We start from the raw sequence: 18,400 nt of genomic DNA on the forward strand, positions 1-18,400 counted from the left end.
TGCTCCCTTGCTGCCCATTTGTAGCAACCTGAAAGTGAAATGGTATAAACCAGTTAACAAGGAGCAGGTAAAGGGTACGGCGTTATCAGCCCCAGAAAATATGAGGTTTTTACCTCATGCAGTCGAACCTTGGGTAACTTCAATATCTTGTATTGGTGTGGTCTTTCTCGGCACCAAAAATTTCCTAAACTGCACATAGGAAGCTGGAAGTACTAACAGGGTTAAAGCAGTAGAGGTAAACAATCCACCTAATACTACAACGGCTAGTGGCTGAAGAATTTCTTTGCCTGCACCACTACCAATTACCAAAGGTACCATACCAAGAGCAGATGCTAATGCTGTCATTAAAATAGCAACTAAGCGTTCCATTGAACCTTCCATCAAAACCTGCGGTAAAGGTTGTCCTTCTGCCAATCTGGCATTGTAGTTCTCAACCAACAAAAGTCCATTACGTGCTGCTACACCAAATAGAGTAATAAATCCTACCATTGAAGCTACGGAAATGATGCCACTTGTCAAGGCTATGGAAATCACACCACCAATTAATGCCAAAGGCAAATTAATTAAAATCATCATGGTTGCAGGAATTGATTTAACAGCAAAGTAAAGGATGAGTGCGATCGCCACAAATGCTAATCCCCCAGCCGAAATTAAAGTTTTCGTCGCTCCCTCTTGCGCTTCAAATTGACCACCGTATTCAATAAAATATCCAGCGGGTAATTGCACCTGTTGCTTAACTCTCTCCCGAATATCCTTAATTACAGAACCTAAATCTCGTCCAGCCACGTTGCTAGATACGACAATATAGCGGGAGACGTTTTCGCGGTTGATGGTATTGGGGCCTGTACCATAGTTGATTTTTGCGACTTGGGCTAAGGGAATTTTTTGTCCGTTGGGTGTATCAACTAGCAAATTACCGATAATTTCAATATTGTTACGGTATTTTTCTTGCAACCAAACCACCATATCAAAGGTTTGTTGTTGCTCTAATACTTGGGAAACGACTCGCCCATTCAGTGCAGTTTCTACTACCTCTGATAATTCGCCAATAGTTAAACCATAGCGGGCTGCTGCATCGCGGTCGAATTGAATTTGTACCTGTTTAATCGGTACTTGCGGTTCAAGTTGCAAATCTACTAGACCCGAAACCTGGCCCATAGCTGATTGTACTTGTTGACCAAGAGTGCGGAGTTGTTCCAAATCGGGGCCAAAAATTTTCACAGCGATCGCACTCCGTACACCTGAGAGTACCTCATCCATCCGGTGCGAAATAAACCCGCCGATATTGGGAACGACTCCGGGAATTTTTTCAAATTCTTTACGAATCGTTTCAATTGTTTCTTCTCGATCTTTTGCCCCCTCCTCGCTGAGTTGGACATCTATTTCCGCCCCGTTTACACCAGCTACCTCAGTATCCCCCACAGCCCGTCCAGAGCGCAATTGAGCCGTTTCAACCCCAGGATTTTTTTTCAGGGCTTCTTCGATCGCTATGCCTACTTGATTAGTCGCATCCAGAGATTGACCAGGCATTAAAACTGCGGCGATCACCAAAGAGCGGTCTTGGAATTCTGGTAAAAAAACTTGCCCTAAACCCAGCATAATTACCAATGAAGCCACAAAGCCAGCCATTGCCATTCCCAAAACAATTTTGGGGCGGCGCATAGAAAATTTCAAAGCTGGACGGTAAAGTTTATGGGTTTGTTTTTCTAACCAAGTTTCTGTACTGGGTAATCTTGTATTCGTTAACAACAGGGCGCACATTGCTGGGGTTAATGTCAGCGCTACTAAGGTGGAAGCAGCAATTGACAGCAGATAGGCTAAACCCATTGGTGCAAAAATTCGACCTTCCACACCAGAGAGGGCGAAAATCGGTGCAAAGACAACTGCAATAATAATTGTGGCGAAGAGGACGCTAACCCGCACCTCAACTGAACCATTGAAGACTACTTGCAGGGGTGGAATGGGATTACCCGCTAGTTGGTTTTCCCGCAAGCGGCGATAGACGTTTTCCATATCTACAATGGCATCATCCACTACTGAACCAATAGCCACCACCAGTCCGCCCAAAGTCATGGTGTTAATGCCTTGTCCTGTCCAGTTCAGAATCATCATTCCTAATAATAAGGACACGGGTAAGGCGCTCAAACTAATGATTACCGTGCGCCAATTCATCAAAAACAGAATCAGGATGACGGAAACGATGATAGTACCATCACGCAAAGCTTCTTCGACGTTTTCGATCGAGGCTTCGATAAAATCTTCCTGACGGAAAGTAGTTGTAATTTTGACATCTTTAGGCAGACCGGCTTGAATTTCCTCGATTGCTGCCTCAACTGCCTTCGTTACTTTTGGCGTATCTGCTGTTGGCTGTTTGTTGACTGTCAAAATTACCGCTTTTTTACCCGCAAAACTGCCATCGCCGCGTTTGAGTGCTGCACCAATTTGTACATCCGCCACCTGTTCCAATAGTACTGGCGTGCCATTTTTGGCTTTAATTACTGATTTTTTCAACTGCTCAATAGATTCAATCCGCCCTACCCCTCGCACCAATGTCTCTTGGTCAGGAGTAATTAAAAATCCCCCTGGTGCATTGGTGTTGGATGCTTGTGCTGCTTTGGTGACATCATCAAGCGAAACATTAAACGCTTTCAGCTTATCAGGGTTAACCAACACTTGATACTGACGCTCATCCCCACCAAATACAACAATATTACTTACACCAGGGACAGCCAGCAGCCGATTCTTCACTTGCCAGTTGACAATCCGCCATACCTCCATTATTGAAGTGTTTTCGGAGGTAAAGGCGTATTTGACAGTCCATCCTAAAGGCGAACTGACGGGAAGAACCTCTGGATCTTCTACACCTTGCGGTAGTTGACTGCGTGCTTGTTGTAACCGTTCTGTCACCAATTGGCGAGCGCGATAAATTTCTGTATCCGAGCTAAAAGTCGCTCTCACAGCAGAAAGACCTACAGCCGAGGAAGAACGTAATGCTTCCAGTCCAGGGGTACCGTTGATGGCACTTTCTATTGGTCGGGTGACTAGGGACTCAACTTCTTCTGCTGCAAGTCCTGGGGCTTCGGTCATAATTTCGACCTGGGGCGGGGCAAAGTTGGGAAATACATCCAGTGGCATTTGCGTAAGGACGAGAAAGCCCCAAACAGATATGAGGATGGAAGCAATAACTATTAGCCAGCGTTGAGCGATCGACCATTTAACAATATAATCAAGCATTTTTAAACGTTTAAGGGATGTCTGCTTGCTGTGCAGCTAAGTAAGTTTAAAGATCAAGTACTTTACCTACTCTCCCAAATGAAGATGAAATTGAGATGAAATTTTTAGCTTTAACTTAAAGTTGCCCCACGTCTGTCCCTTCGGGAAGCGCGGGATGAATTTTTGGGCATTGTTACTAAACTATCAACAGTCAATCCAATTCGCAATTGGTAATTCCAATGGAAACCCGGCAGAAGGTTGTAATCACGACTTGGAAGGTAATTTTGGAAGCCTTATGGAACAAGGGCTTCAGAGCCTATACCTGACGCTTTTTTCTACGGAGAAACAGGTTTCCGGGGTGTTTTGAGGACTTAACCCTCCAAATCGTGAACTTATCTCGGTTAGCCGTTGTTGGAGAACGTTGCGATATATATTGGGCATAGTTTTTAACCTATTCTCTCTATCTTTGCCGCATATCATATTCCCAAAAAGGATTTTTTTGAAGGGCGGTTAAGAGAATTGATAACTTGCATAAAATAGTTAAAAAATATGAATTTATTGCCAATATATCAGTGCAACCGTACACAATCCGATATTGTCTGAATGCTACATCGGGTCTGGAAGAGTTAGTTACTAGCGTTAACAGTGAGACTTTAATGTTAAATGACTATCACGCTCTGGTTGCTGAGTCACGATGTTTATTGATCTATTTAAACTCTAATATTGGGAGATACACAGTGTTAAAAATCCAGCTTGTTGCTAACTACAAACAAAAATCATCAACGGTAACTTCAACAAAGTTTTACTTAGGAATTGCCTTCTTAACTTGCATAGGACTTTTAAGTGCTGCTCATCCAGCTTTAGCACATCATGCCATTGGTGGTAAAACACCGTCTAATTTCTTTGAAGGGTTTTTGTCTGGGTTAGCCCACCCCGTTATTGGTCTTGACCATTTTGCCTTTGTGGTTGCTATTGGTTTACTTAGTGCTAGACAACAAAATGGATTGTTAATTCCAGTAGCTTTCGTTTTGACAGCTATGGCTGGAACTGGAATTCATATACTAAAATTCGATTTACCCTTAAGTGAGATCGTCATCGCTAGTTCGGTGATTGCTTTTGGTGCAATGTTGCTCCTATCGAAAAAACCCAATTGGTTTGTGCTAGCTTTGTTAGGAGCAGTTGCTGGTTTATTTCATGGTTATGCTTACGGTGAGTCCATTGTCGGCGCACAAATGACACCGCTAGTAGCTTACCTAGCAGGCTTCACCTTAATACAATATGGGATTGCTATCGGTGCGTTACTAATTGGTAAAGTTGTAAGCGAAAAATTTGCCAATCAATTCTTAAAGATACTGCAATTTATTGGTTTGGCTATTTGTTCAATAGGAGTTGTTTTCTTGACCACTTCTCTCGTTGGTTAAGAGCAAAGGCTTTAATTAAAATTTTGCAGATTGGTGGGTTATGAATCACGCTAACCCACCTCAATAGATTATAAAAGTTGTGAATTTTTTATAGTATTACTACTTAAAATCTTGATGCCAAACTCAGCAGACACATAACAAATAGAATACACCTAACTTTCCTTACAATCAAAATACTAGTAAACCATTGGTGCTTGACCGCGCAGGACGCGTAGAGAATTCATACAATATGGGCAGTCGCAACCAAATAGCTGCATTGCTTTCTTCTTCGGTAAAGTCTAGCATTGCAATTTTCTTATTACATGACTGTGCCGAGTTAACTGTCGATATAGGTGTAGAACGGCGAAACATTAAATCCTTAATTGAATAACCCAACTATTCCGTAAGGTTTGTTGAAAAGTTGGGTTTGACAATTATTTTGAATTACTTAGGGCTGAATCTGCTGAAGGAGAGCTTGTGTTTGCTTATACCGAAGAGTATCTCCTTGCCGTTGAAACAGACTTGCAGCAAGCTGTAAATCAGTAATAGCACTTTTGCGATCGCCTAAAGCATATTCAGCAAGTCCTCGGTTGCCGTAGGCATCAGCTAAGTTGGGGTTGATTTGTAGTGCTTGGTTAAAGTCAGCGATCGCCAGTTTATGATTTCCCTGTCTATAATTCAAAAAGCCCCTATTGTAGTAAGCATCTACAGACTTCGGATCAATTCTAAGTACCTGGTTAAAGTCGGTAATAGCTGCTTCAATGCTTCCTAGTTCCGCATGAGCAGTTCCTCGACCGTTGTAAGCATCTGTATGGTTTGGGTTGAGTCGCAGTGCTTGATCAAAGTCGCTAACGGCTGCTTTAAAGTCTTTTAATTGAGACTTTGCTAAACCTCTAAGGCAAAAACCTTCATAGTATCGGGGATTTAACTGTACTACCCGACTAAAATCTTCTATTGCGCCGTTGAAGTTACCTTGCTCAAGCTTTTGCACTCCCTGGTTATGGTATTCCTGAAAATTCATCTGTTGGATGCGCGTTGGTGCTTCTTGTGCAGCATGGACAGCAACAGGTATTCCACTCAGTACGCTAGTTGTTATTCCTAAGATGGTAGCAGCTTTGCGAATATAGTTCATAGCTTGACTTTCTCCTTGATAGATATATCAAGACAGATGCACGGGATTGTTCTCGACTAGATCCATCCTAAGCGGTTTTTAAACAGATTTAGAGATTGAAACCCAGCCAAATCAAAATACTTTGTAATAGCAACCAAACATTTAACCCGACGATAATAATAGCAACCAGCCAAGCTAGAGATTTTAGCCACAGGGGATTTACAAACTCTCCCATTAAGCGACGGTTACTCGTAAACATCACCAATGGAATCACTGCAAACGGTAACTGTAAACTGAGGATAACTTGACTAAGAACGATGAGGCTGCTTGTACTACGTTCCCCAAAGATAATAATCGTAATCAACGCTGGAATGATGGCAAGCAGACGGGTAACTAAACGGCGTAACCAGGATGGAAGGCGAAATTGTAAAAACCCTTCCATAACAATCTGCCCAGCCAAGGTTGCAGTCAGTGTTGAACTTTGACCGGAAGCAAGTAAAGCAATTCCAAAGATGGCGCTAGCAGCACTAACGCCTAATAATGGTGAAAGCAGTTTGTAAGCTTCTTGAATTTCTGCTACATTTTGATTCCCAGAAAAATGAAACGTGGCGGCAGACACAATTAAAATGGCTGAGTTGATAAACAGTGCCAACGATAGAGCAAAAGTTGAATCAATTGTGCCAAACTTAATCGCTTCCCATCTTTTTTCATTACTAGGTTGCCAATCACGGGTTTGCACAATAGAAGAGTGTAAATATAAGTTGTGAGGCATCACTGTTGCGCCTAAAATGCCAATAGCAATATAGAGCATTTCTGGGTTTTGTAAAATTTCTTTCTTGGGCAGATATCCTAACAAAATCCCTCCCATATCAGGTCGAGAGAACAGAATTTCCGCTGTGAAACAGATGCCTACGGTTGCTACCAACATTATTACCAGGGCTTCTGTATAACGAAAACCCTTACTTTGCAGGAATAGCAATATCAAGACATCCAGCGCAGTGATGCACACACCCCATATCAAGGGAATACCGAATAAAAGTTGCAGAGCGATCGCACTTCCTAGTAGTTCTGCCAAGTCACAAGCGGCGATCGCAATCTCACACAGCACCCACAAACAAAAGCTCACCCTTTGACTGAAATAGTCCCGACAAGCCTGTGCTAAGTCTCGTCCTGTGGCAACACCCAAACGCACACATAGCGATTGCAGTAATATCGCCATCAGGTTCGACAGCATAACTACTGTCAACAAGGTATAGCCAAACTTAGACCCCCCGGCGATATCTGTTGCCCAGTTTCCAGGGTCCATATATCCCACTGAAACCAGATACCCTGGCCCTGCATAAGCCAGCATCTTGCGCCAAAAGCTTTTAGTGTTGGGAATTTTAATACTGCGGTGAACTTCAGGGAGACTGGGGCGGTTTTCGGGAGGGGTCATTTATTTTCTGGGAAAATTCTTTCATATTCTTCTCATAATCTCATCAAATCTGGACTAAGGGACTTCCAAATAAAAAAATACCCAAAAAACTGGCGAAAAAACTCTCTTCTCCTCATTCCTCTGTGTTCTCTGTGCCTCTGTGGTTCGTTTATTTGAGTAATTTATTTCTTGGAAGTCCCTAAACATCAATCTCTAGTGGCAACATTTTCCTGACTTGCGGGTAAGTTGCAATTTAAGCTCTAGCAGGTTCCCCAGCTTTCGGATTCTGGTCAGGCTCAATCCTTAGGATTGGATGTGCAACTTTTGGGTGATAGTAGTGCCACTGTGGGTAAAACAGCTAATTTAGCAGTTCAAGTTATTGATACTCAGACGTTGCAGCCTGCAACTGATGTGGTATTGAGTGTCAAAACAACTCCAGTGGAGGATGAATGGATAGCTTTGGCTTTCCAAGGCATTCCTGATCGCTCAGGACAGTTAAAATGGCAGCAGCAATTTTTTGACGGCGCACCTCATAAAATTGTGGTGGAAGTTTCTCCCCAAGCTAATGCTGAACGCCAATTTACGCAATTTCAGATCCAGCGAGAAATTGAAGTTGAGGGTGTAGCACCACCACTGTTTGTACGGTTAATTGTCCTCGCCTATTTAACTGGTATTTTAGTGATTGGTTTGCTGATAGGACTAGGATGGCAAAATCATCGCCGTCAGCGCGGTAGACTTGAGAGAATCAATGCTTGATAACGCGCCACACCACTATTCCCACTATTCCTAATCCTAGAACTGTTAAAGCGATCGCTAGTAGATTTCCTTGTTGGCGATCGCTTTCTTTTATATCTGCACTAGCTGTGGTTTTCTGTGATGATGTTTTCGCCTTTGGTGTGGAAACTGCTACACCCGTTGCTACTGTAACATCATACTTCAGTTGAAAAGCCTTGAAATCATCTTCGGTTTTAGGTGTGCAGCTTAACTCTAATTGATAAAGTCCTGTTTTTGGGAAAACAATATCCGCACCGGGAATACCTTGATACTTTTCTGTGTTGATTGCTTGGACAGTTGGTTGTAGCACTGGTGTATCACTCTGTTTGCGGGGTTGAGAGTAAACCGCCATTTGACAACTTGCTTCACTGAGGGACAAGATTTTCTCCCCTTGGTGAGTGAGTGCTACCCAGGCTCTAGCTGATTCCCCAGCTTTGGGTTGATGATTTTGTGCAAAACATTTTGGCGATCACTCTACTTGAATATTTTATTTATTATGCATTTTTAAAACTATTCTTTACAAAATTGTGCCAAAAATCAAGCCAAAATCTAATCATTTCACTCATCTAAATGTTCTGCCAAAGAGCAATATAAATTGATAATGTGATTGTCAGCCAAGCTGTAATAAACATTTTTGCCTTCTCGACGATAACTGACTAAACGCATCACTTTTAATAATCGCAGTTGATGAGAAACGGCTGATTCCGTCATTTTCATCAATGCAGCTAAATCACAAACACACAACTCTTGGGAGGCTAAAGCTGATATCAGCCGCAGACGATTTGGATCTGCAAGTATTCCAAAGACTTCTGCCATCTGTTTTGCTTTGTCTGTAGACAAGATTTGTGCCTGAGTTGAGCGTACATTATCTAGATGTACTAGGTGGGTATCACAGGTTGGTGCATCAAAACTTTGAAGTAAGTTCAAGTCCTGCTTTTGCTTGGATGTGTTCATGATGTGTCATTTAGGCAATGGTTATCAATCTCAGTATACAGAAAATAATAATAACTGTACAACTGAATAACTGTTCAATTGTTGGGCTATAATACTAGCAATTAACTTTTTAGCCTTTTTTGTAGGTTGCCATGACTCAAATACCCTCCTTTAAAACTCAAGCCTTCCAGGTTAGTGGCATGGACTGCGGAAGCTGTGCTAAGACAATTGAAGCCAGCTTGCAGCAGTTAAGTGGTGTGACAGAAACTTCGGTGAGTTTTGCCACGGGACGGGTAAAGGTTTCCTACAACTCAGATATCTTGAGTGAAGTTGAAATCGTAAATTCCATTACTGCTTTGGGCTATAGCGTTGATGTGGCTCCTACTAAAACCTTACAAGTACAGGTTGGTGGGATGGACTGTGGAAGCTGTGCTAAGACAATTGAGGTTGGGTTGCAACAGCTCCCAGGTGTAAGTGATGTATCAGTCAACTTTGCGATCCAACGAGCGCAGATATCCTACGATCCACAGCAAGTTAGTGAAACGACTGTTTACGATCAGATTAAAGCTCTTGGTTATACGGTTGAGCAGAGTCTTAAGGTAAGCTCCCATGATCGCATTCCCTCTTATTCTAACGACCACGACCACGCTCATGGTCACGATAGGGCCGAAGTAGCTTCTGCTAAAAGGCTACAAGTGAAAGTTAACGGGATGGACTGTGGAAGCTGTGCCAAGACAATTGAGGTTGGGTTGCAGCAGATCCTAGGTGTAAGTGATGTATCAGTCAACTTTGCGACTGAAAGATTGCAACTATCCTATGACCCACAGCAAGTTAGTGAAAAGACAATTTATGACCAGATTATTTCTCTGGGTTATACAGTCGAACACAGCCGTGATGCTAATCCCTATGATTACGACCACGACCATGACCACAGTCACAATCATACCCCTGCTCATTCAGTTCCCAAGCCTACTCAGAATACCGCTGCAACAAACTGGAAATTCTGGCTTTCTAACCGCCGGGGGCAGAGTGTCATTCTCGCAGGGATAGGATTAGTTTTAGGTTTACTCGCTCAATATTTAGCGCTACCTATTTTTTTAGCCCGTGCTTTTTATGGCATCAGTATAGTTATTGCTGGCTATCCGATCGCACGGGCAGGTTTATTTGAGTTACGCTTGCGCCGCGCCGATATGAATCTGTTAATGACAATTTCAGTTGTGGGTGCAGTGATTTTAGGGGACTGGTTTGAAGGGGCACTAGTCGTCTTTCTGTTTTCTTTAGGTACAACGTTGCAAGTTTTCACTTTTGGTCGAACCCGCAATGCGATTCGCGCCCTGATGGATTTGACTCCACCTACTGCTACTGTGAAGCGAGGAAATCAGGAAGTGACAGTTCCAGTAGAGAGTGTGCGTTTAGGCGAAACGTTGACGATTCGACCAGGACAGCGCGTGGCGTTGGATGGCGTAGTTACTTCTGGTAACAGTTCCATTGACCAGTCTCCGATTACAGGAGAATCAGTCCCAGAAGATAAAGAAATAGGCGATACCGTCTATGCCGGGACAATGAATCAGACAGGTTTTTTAGAAGTCAAAGTTACCCACACCGCAAGCGATACCACCGTTGCCAAAATTATTCATCTGGTGGAACAAGCTCAAGGAAGCCGCGCTCCCACGCAGCAGTGGGTAGATCGGTTTGCAGAGGTCTACACCCCGATTGTGATTTTGATAGCGATCGCCATTGCCCTAATTCCACCTTTGGCATTTGCTCAACCTTTTAATGTCTGGTTCTATCGGGCTTTGGTTATGCTAGTAATTGCCTGCCCTTGTGCCTTGGTGATTTCCACCCCGGTTTCACTTGTCAGTGCTATTGGTGCTGCGACCCGCCAGGGAGTTTTATTTAAAGGAGGTAATGCGCTGGAGACAGCTGGACGCCTTACCACACTTGCTTTTGATAAAACTGGCACGATTACACAAGGGCTACCCGTTGTGCAGAAGGTTTATGACCTTGGCAAGGTGAGTGCAAACCAGGTGTTACTGATTGCAGCTTCATTAGAACAACAGTCAGAACATCCCTTGGCAAAGGCTATTGTGGCAAAGGCTCTTGAGCTTGGGATAGAGTTAGAAACACCTCTTAACTTCACAGCGCTACCTGGTAAAGGAATTCAAGCAAACTTTAGTGAGCAGCGCGTTGCGTCTTTTCCCCCCGTTGGTAGAGTCTCCGTTCGCGCAGCGTCTCCGATAGGAGAAGGAGAAGGGGTTCTCGTACCCCTACGAGGAAGCGAGCTACGCGGAGCGTCCCAAAGGGAAGAGTACCCGGAGGGCGAATTACTATACTTCGTTGGTAATCGACGGTTGTTTAAAGATCAGGGTATTCGTTTATCAGCAAAAGCTGAATCTTTATTGGCTGACATTGAAAAGCTCGGTCAAACACCAGTGCTGGTAGGAACGGCTCACGGGCTATTGGGAGCGATCGCACTCTCTGATGGACTACGGTTAGAAGCAACGGAAGCAATGCGACAGCTCAAGCGGGTTGGGCTAAAACAGCTAGTGATGTTGACAGGCGATCGCACTGTTGTTGCCAAGCAGATTGCCCAACAAGTTGGAATTACAGAGTATCAGGCAGAACTGTTACCAGAAGATAAACTTCAAGCGATTCAACATCTACGTCGTTCTGGTGTGGTTGGTATGGTTGGTGATGGCATTAACGATGCACCGGCCCTAGCTGCGGCAGATATCAGTTTTGCTGTAGGTGGAATTGATATTGCTTTGGAGACAGCAGATGTAGTGCTGGTAGGTAGTGACTTGAGACGGCTTGCCTATGCAGTAGATTTAAGCCGCCGCACTGTATCTGTGATTCAACAGAATGTGGTCTTTTCTCTGGTAACAAAGGGTTTGTTTCTGCTGCTGGGAACTTTTGGTTTTGTTGGGTTAGCGATCGCCGTCTTAGCAGACACAGGAACTTCCTTACTAGTGACCGCGAATGGAATGCGGCTGTTTAGAAGCAAGTTTTTTGAGGATTAATATTAGCGGGCGATGCTGCAAAGCAGCCGCTACGCGAACGCCATTATTAAAGATACAGCAGTTTTCGTTTGCATAAAGTACAAAGTTACAGGTTTTGAGGCAGGAGGCAGAAAATTTGTATATCTGATTTTGAGTCCTGCATTTGTACTTCACTTACTTGCAAACTGCTGTATATCTATTGCTAAGGAAGATTAGGTAAGATAGGCAATATGCACAGAGGGTAAAACTTTTACTAGCTTTAAATTGTCTCAGATATAGCGTTTTTTACTCTTAAAAATATGTTCCATTACTTCAAGTTTACTCAAGCTTCGCATTAGAGGCGTTGAATGAAAAAAATCAATTATGAATTTCACTAACCCAAAGTTGGTACATTACCACTATCCCTACACTAAAACTGTAGAGAGTACACAAAATCTAGAGTTACTTTGGGTTATTTTGGGGCTGCGAAGTAGCCTACTTTTAATAGAATTAGGAGTTGGACTTTGGGAAGATAGCCTGTCACTTTTAGCAGGTTCAGGACACCTATTCTCCGATGTGGTGACTTTGGGATTGACAGTGTTAGTAGTCTGGTTAACAGAGCGTCAATCTTCAGGTGAAACGAATTTTAAGTACCAGCAAATAGAAGCTTGGATAGGGTTACTAAATGGGGTGAGTTTAGTAACTTTAGCTGGTTTCATTGCTTTAGAAGCTGTGGAACGTCTTCAAAATCCTCAACCTGTATCAGGCTTACCCATGCTGATTGTAGCTACCTTGAGCATAGTAATTAACGGTTTGAGTATCCAACCATTGCACAAACACAGTCATCATGATTTAAATCTGCGGGGAGTTTTCTTACACGGGATTGCTGATGCTGGCAGTTCTATCGGTGTAATTCTGGCTGCTGGTTGTGTTTATTTTTTTAATTGGCTATGGGCAGATGCAGTAGCTAGTTTACTAGTTGCCTTGTTTTTGAGCATCAGTGCTATTTCTCTAATTAAAGATAGTCTGAGGCAGTTTCAACTTACTTGCAAGCTCTGACGTTCGGTTCAGTTTGACACCTTGTCTCTTGACAGAAGCGATCGCTATAGTTAAGAATTCGACTACCAGCTGCCATGCACCACAATGTCACACCAATCAAAGATTAATATAAGCTTGATGGGAGCGGTATTTCTGTCACTGCTCGTCACCCCAGTGTTAGCACATAAAATTCAACTATCGGGGGATGTGGCTGGTACTTGGCACGTTGAACCAAATCACAGTCCCAAAGCAGGAGAAACAGCGAGAGTCTGGGTTGCACTCACCCGCAAGGGAGGGAAAATCTTGCCAGTGTTGGAGGCGAATTGCCAAATGGCTGTCTACTCTCAACCGCGTAAACAGAAAGATTCGCCTGTACTACAGCCTACGGTGCAAGCGATTTCAGTTGAGAGATATCAGGGTATTCCTGGTGCAGACGTTGTTTTTCCTAAAACAGGAGCTTATCAGTTAGAGTTAGGTTGCACTCCCAAAGTCGAAAGTAATTTTAAACCCTTCCAGATGCAGTATGAGGTATTAGTAGCTAGTGGTGTAGCAGCATCGACACCAGCGCCAGTTACAAGTTCTCAAAAAACTGAGCAAGAATTACCATCGAGTCAGTCAACCAAGTCTGCGAATCAATGGTTTACTGGAGCTATGGCGATCAGTGTCATTATTGCAGGTTTGGGAACCTTTTGGTGGATGAAGCAAAGGGTGAAAGTCAAATAACTGCTACAAGCGTTCAAAATTAAGGAGCATCAGCCAGATAGCTGTGTGAGTTAACCCCATATCTTCGTAGAAGTGTGAGAGCTTGTTGTTGCACTTGTCGCACTCGTTCCCGACAAATGCCCATACGTTGACTAATCTGTACCAGGGTAAGTTCGTGTCCACCTCCTAAACCAAAGCGCAAGATTAATACTTCCTTTTGCTGGGGAGTCAGCTTTGCTAATAGGTTGTGAATGTCTTGATAGAGTAATTCCCGCTCGGCGTAGCGTTCGGGAGATATTCCATCATCCTCCAGCATATCCTGCAATTGAGTATCCTGCTCAAACCCAATTCGCATATCTAAGGAAACAGGTTGACGAGCAAACTGCAAACATTCTCGAATCTGACTGGGTTCCAGATTAAGCGCTTGGGCAATTTCAGTCACGCCAGCGATGTAACCAAGTTTTTGAGATAACTCTCGCTGGACACACTTGATTTTGTTCAGCTTATCAGCCATGTGAATGGGTAAACGAATGGTGCGGGATTGTTGTGCAATCGCTCGTGTAATTCCCTGACGAATCCACCAGTAAGCATAAGTAGAAAACTTGTATCCAAGAGTTGGATCAAATTTCTCTACCCCTCGTTCTAGCCCCAATGTACCTTCTTGAATTAAGTCTAGAAACTCAACATTGCGTTTCTGGTATTTTTTAGCAATAGACACCACCAGCCGCAGATTACCCTGAATCATCTTCTGCTTGGCAATTTGTCCTTGACTTAATTGTTGCAGCAGCACATCTTCTTTCAATTGCATCTTGTCAGCCCATTCTTGCAGAGTGGGTTCACGCTGTAATTTTTCAGATAGTTTTTCCTTCGCAGTAATAATTGCCATCATTTGCTGAACTTGTTTAGCAAAAAAAATTTCTTGCTCATGGGTTAACAGAGGTATACGTCCAATTTGACGAAGATAGATACGCACTATATCTGCTGTAGATGAAAATTCGTTATTCTTGCTCTTAAGTTTAGTTACTTGGGATGCTGAATTAGGCATGAATAGGTTATCCTCCATTGAATAAATCTTGAATAAACAAATGTTCAAAAAATCATAAATAAATATAAATTAATTGAAAGGATGAAAATATTGTAAACTTCCTCGCTAGCTCTATCTAAAGTAATTATCGTCACATTTTCCAGAGTTTACTAAAAGGCAGGAGTTATGAGGCAGGGGGCAGGAGGTTATGAGTATCAATTAAAACTTTAGTTCTGGTCTAAAGCCCAGTAAAAAGCAATAATTATACTGAGACTGCTTGCAGCGTTCGCGTAGCGTCTCGCAGAGAAGTATAAAACGTCCTTATTGCAATCTCACTTTTTTAAAGGTGGGTTCCTCCTGGCTTATGCCTCCTGAATAAAATTTAAAAAAGTGTAAAGTTACTCATTAAACAAGAGACATAGTTATCAAAGCTTTTAATATTTTTAATTTTCACAAATCAAAGGAAGGGTGAATATTTTTGGCAGTTTATTGTTTCAGGAGATGAAAGCTGTAAAATTCGCATTTCATCCCTATCCCCAAAATCAATTTTCCAACACAGATTCCGCTACCTTCCCATTTTCCACAACAGCCGCACTTCGCTTAGGTAACAAAAACCTACCAAACTTCGAGTACAAAGCAGGTAAAACCAACAAAGTTAACGCCGTAGAAGTAAACAACCCACCTAACACCACAATCGAAAGAGGTTGCAAAATTTCCTTCCCTGGCCCCACTGAAATTATCAATGGAACTAAACCCAAAGCTGAAGTTAAAGATGTCATTAAAATAGCGTTGAGTCGTTCCATTGATCCAAAAATTAATACTTCTTTTAAAGACATCCCTAACGCAACTTTTGTGGTGTAATTATCTACTAATAATAATCCGTTTCGAGTAGCCACACCAAACAAAGTTACAAACCCCACCAATGAGGCTACAGAAACAACTCCACCTGTAAAAGCTACCGCAATTACTCCACCCACTAATGCAATGGGCAAGTTAATCATAATCATTGCTGTTGAAGCGATTGATTTCACAGAAAGATACATTAGTACTGTAATCACAACAAAGGAAATAGCACCGAAAACCAGAATATTTTGTGAGGCTCGTTCTTCTGCTTCAAATTGACCTCCATATTGGATAAAATAACCTGAAGGAAGTTGCACTTGTGCCTTAACTTTATTTTGAATATCTGTCACTACAGAGCGCAAATCTCTGCCTTTAGCATTAGCAGACACCACAATTAAACGCGAAACATTTTCCCGATTGATAGTATTAGGCCCAGTGCCATAGGCAACCGTAGCAACTTTAGCTAAAGGTATTTTATTTCCATCAGGGGTATCAACTAATAAATTCTCAATTGTTTGTAGATTTTTGCGATACTGTGGTTGCAACCACACAACCAAATCAAAGCTTTGTTGCTTCTCTAAAACTTGAGAGACTGTTCTTCCATTGAGCGCAGTTTCAATAATATTAGATAATTGTCCAATAGTTAAACCGTAGCGAGATGCAGCAACACGGTCAAACTTAATTTGAATTTGTTCAACAGGGATCTGTGGTTCGAGTTGTAAATCTACAATTCCCGGAATAGATTTTATTGCGTCTTCAACTTGCTTTCCAAGCTTGCGAAGTTCTTCTAAGTCGGAACCAAAAATTTTGACCGCGATTTGACTCCTGACCCCAGACAAAATTTCATCAATACGGTGAGCAATAAATCCCCCAATATTAGATGCAGCCCCTGGTATTTTGTTAAACTCTTCGCGCAACCATTCTACAGTAGCTGCACGATTTTTCATTCCTTTGTCACTCAACCCAATATCAAGGTGAGCCAAATTCACAGGTGCAGCATCCGGATCATTGGGGGCGCGTCCGGCGCGTAATTGAATATACTTTAATCTAGGGTCGTCTTTGAGTTTATCTTCCAAAGCAAAAGCAGCACTATTGGTAGCTTCTAAAGATGTACCTGGGTAAAGTGCTAAGGTATTTACCAAAGTTGTTTCTTGGAATTCAGGTAGAAATGCCCGTCCTAAAGTTGGGAAAATTATAATTCCTGCTATCATTCCCGCCGCAGCCACAGTAATAACAACTATCGAATTTCTGATAGCAAAATCGAGAAAAGGGTAATAAATCCTTTTACAAACTCTTGGTACAAAGGGTTCCCTTGCTGACATTTTATTGTGAGGTAATAAAATTGCACATAAAGCCGGACTTACAAGCAGCGCTTCTAAGCTAGAGACTACAACTACCACCAGATAACTAAGACCCATTGGGCCAAAAATCCGACCTTCCACACCAGCGAGGGCAAATATTGGAGAAAAGACGACTATAGTAATTAAAGTTGCCCCAATTAGAGATTCCTGGACTTCCTGTACTCCTTCAAAAACAATTTCCAGTACTGGACGAGGGTTGGGAGAGTATTTATTTTGTCGCAACAAACGAAACACATTTTCTGCATAGACAATGGCATCATCAATCGCTGTACCAATGGCGATCGCTAATCCTCCCAAAGTCATTGTATTCAGCCCTAAGCCTAAAAAAGATAATACTTGCAATGAAAATATAAAAGTCAGGGCAAAATTCAACAGCACAACTCCAAGAGTCCGCCAATTCATTAAAAAAGGGATGAGGATAACTGCTGCAATGATACTACCTTCCACCAAGGCTGACCTGACATTTTCCACCGAAGTATCGATATAATCTGCTTGGCGGAAGGTTTGATTTACTTTAATTTCTTTCGGTAAACCTGCTTTTAGCTCAGATATTGCGGCTTCAATAGCGCGGGTGACGGTGGGAGTATCAGCTAGGGGTTGTTTATTCACCATCACCACAACAGCATCTTTCCCATTTAAACTACCATCGCCGATTTTCACAGCACCACCAATTTGCACTTGGGCGACATCTCCCAGGCGGACGGGCGTTCCTTGACGGGCGACAATGACAGATTGTTGAAGATCATCAAGGGATTCAATCCGCCCAATTCCTCGAATTAAAGTTTGTTTGTCAGGAGTAGTCAAAAAGCCACCAGGAGCATTGACATTTGCCGCTTGTACGGCTTCACTTACCTGTTGTAAAGATACATTAAAAGCTTGTAGTTTGTTGAGGTCTACTAACACTTGATACTGACGTACATCGCCGCCATACACAAGTACTTGACTGACACCGGGAACTGCTAAAAGGCGATTCGTCACTTGCCAATCAACAATTCTGCGGACTTCCATGAGGTCGATTTTAGTAGCAGATTGGTTATTGCCTTCCCCTTCCACAGTCAAGGCGTACTTTAATACAGTACCGATGGGAGAGCTAGTGGGAGCAATTCGTGGGGTTTCAACTCCTTCTGGTAGCTTGCTTACGGCTTGTTGCAGTCGTTCTTGTATCAACTGGCGGGCTTGAAAGATATCTGTTCCCCAGCCAAAAACAACTCTGACTACAGAAAGTCCGGCTGAAGAAGAGGAACGAACGGTAGTTAAGCCTGGAGTTCCATTAATGGTACTTTCAATTGGTAATGTTACCAAAGATTCGATTTCTTCTGGCGCTAGTCCAGGGGCTGCTGTCTCAATTTCGACTTGGGGAGGTGCAAAGGCTGGAAAAACATCCAACGGCATTTTGGGGATGGTATTAAAGATGATGACTAATGTGGAAATGAGCGCAGCAATTACTATAAGCCAGCGTCGAGAAATTACCCATCTAGCAACTGTACTAATCATTTGGTTTTTGGTTAAGAAATGGCGAAGGGTTTGTTTATTTCTGATAAACGGGTAAGTAAATTTAAATATTAGGTGTGGCTGTTGCTAACATCAAGCCCCAAATCAGCCCAAAGCG

13 protein-coding genes are annotated in these 18,400 nt (G+C 42.7%); 5 read left to right on the forward strand and 8 right to left on the reverse strand.

Features of this window, described 5'->3' with window-relative positions; translation table 11 throughout:
- Positions 1–114: 114 nt before the first annotated feature.
- Complete coding sequence (locus ACWATR_RS30855) at positions 115–3,234, reverse strand: efflux RND transporter permease subunit (protein ID WP_235116439.1); 3,120 nt, start codon at positions 3,232–3,234, stop codon at positions 115–117.
- A 551-nt stretch (positions 3,235–3,785) separates the two neighbouring features.
- On the opposite strand from ACWATR_RS30855, the gene ACWATR_RS30860 reads away from it, so the two are divergent.
- Positions 3,786–4,634: a HupE/UreJ family protein gene (locus ACWATR_RS30860; RefSeq protein ID WP_460341273.1), complete on the forward strand. Its 849-nt coding sequence runs from the start codon at positions 3,786–3,788 to the stop codon at positions 4,632–4,634.
- A gap of 168 nt (positions 4,635–4,802) precedes the next feature.
- Here ACWATR_RS30860 and ACWATR_RS30865 read toward each other — a convergent pair whose 3' ends face one another.
- From ACWATR_RS30865 to ACWATR_RS30875, 3 genes are all read right to left on the reverse strand, one after another.
- Positions 4,803–4,985: a hypothetical protein gene (locus ACWATR_RS30865; protein WP_460341276.1), complete on the reverse strand. Its 183-nt coding sequence runs from the start codon at positions 4,983–4,985 to the stop codon at positions 4,803–4,805.
- Between the two features lie 76 nt (positions 4,986–5,061).
- On the reverse strand, positions 5,062–5,745 hold the full coding sequence (locus ACWATR_RS30870) for a tetratricopeptide repeat protein (protein WP_460341280.1): 684 nt from the start codon (positions 5,743–5,745) through the stop codon (positions 5,062–5,064).
- An 88-nt stretch (positions 5,746–5,833) separates the two neighbouring features.
- On the reverse strand, positions 5,834–7,159 hold the full coding sequence (locus tag ACWATR_RS30875) for an Nramp family divalent metal transporter (protein ID WP_460341283.1): 1,326 nt from the start codon (positions 7,157–7,159) through the stop codon (positions 5,834–5,836).
- A gap of 294 nt (positions 7,160–7,453) precedes the next feature.
- Here ACWATR_RS30875 and ACWATR_RS30880 point away from each other — a divergent pair, with 294 nt between their 5' ends.
- Positions 7,454–7,894 carry a hypothetical protein gene (locus ACWATR_RS30880; RefSeq protein WP_460341286.1) on the forward strand — a complete coding sequence of 147 codons (441 nt, stop codon included), beginning with the start codon at positions 7,454–7,456 and terminating at the stop codon, positions 7,892–7,894.
- Here the strand turns inward: ACWATR_RS30880 and ACWATR_RS30885 are convergent.
- Together ACWATR_RS30885 and ACWATR_RS30890 are read right to left on the reverse strand one after the other, a co-directional pair.
- Positions 7,884–8,291 (reverse strand): hypothetical protein, encoded by a 408-nt coding sequence (locus ACWATR_RS30885; RefSeq protein WP_460341289.1) that lies wholly within the window; start codon positions 8,289–8,291, stop codon positions 7,884–7,886. The genes ACWATR_RS30880 and ACWATR_RS30885 overlap by 11 nt on opposite strands.
- 179 nt (positions 8,292–8,470) lie before the next feature.
- A complete protein-coding gene (locus ACWATR_RS30890) occupies positions 8,471–8,866 on the reverse strand; it encodes an ArsR/SmtB family transcription factor (RefSeq protein WP_460341292.1) in 396 nt (131 codons plus the stop codon).
- Positions 8,867–8,997: 131 nt separating this feature from the next.
- Here ACWATR_RS30890 and ACWATR_RS30895 point away from each other — a divergent pair, with 131 nt between their 5' ends.
- The 3 genes from ACWATR_RS30895 to ACWATR_RS30905 all read left to right on the forward strand — a co-directional run bounded on the left by ACWATR_RS30895 (position 8,998) and on the right by ACWATR_RS30905 (position 13,584).
- A complete protein-coding gene (locus ACWATR_RS30895; protein ID WP_460341295.1) occupies positions 8,998–11,865 on the forward strand; it encodes a heavy metal translocating P-type ATPase in 2,868 nt (955 codons plus the stop codon).
- A 342-nt stretch (positions 11,866–12,207) separates the two neighbouring features.
- Positions 12,208–12,882: a cation diffusion facilitator family transporter gene (locus tag ACWATR_RS30900; protein WP_460341298.1), complete on the forward strand. Its 675-nt coding sequence runs from the start codon at positions 12,208–12,210 to the stop codon at positions 12,880–12,882.
- Positions 12,883–12,966: 84 nt separating this feature from the next.
- Positions 12,967–13,584 (forward strand): hypothetical protein, encoded by a 618-nt coding sequence (locus ACWATR_RS30905; protein ID WP_460341300.1) that lies wholly within the window; start codon positions 12,967–12,969, stop codon positions 13,582–13,584.
- A gap of 19 nt (positions 13,585–13,603) precedes the next feature.
- On the opposite strand, the gene sigB is transcribed toward ACWATR_RS30905, so the two are convergent.
- Positions 13,604–14,608 carry a sigma-70 family RNA polymerase sigma factor SigB gene (gene sigB, locus ACWATR_RS30910; protein ID WP_460341302.1) on the reverse strand — a complete coding sequence of 335 codons (1,005 nt, stop codon included), beginning with the start codon at positions 14,606–14,608 and terminating at the stop codon, positions 13,604–13,606.
- A gap of 521 nt (positions 14,609–15,129) precedes the next feature.
- Positions 15,130–18,285, reverse strand: coding sequence for an efflux RND transporter permease subunit (locus ACWATR_RS30915; RefSeq protein ID WP_460341304.1), 3,156 nt, complete (start codon positions 18,283–18,285; stop codon positions 15,130–15,132).
- Positions 18,286–18,400 lie beyond the last annotated feature (115 nt).

It is taken from the genome of Nostoc sp. UIC 10890, assembly GCF_054786515.1.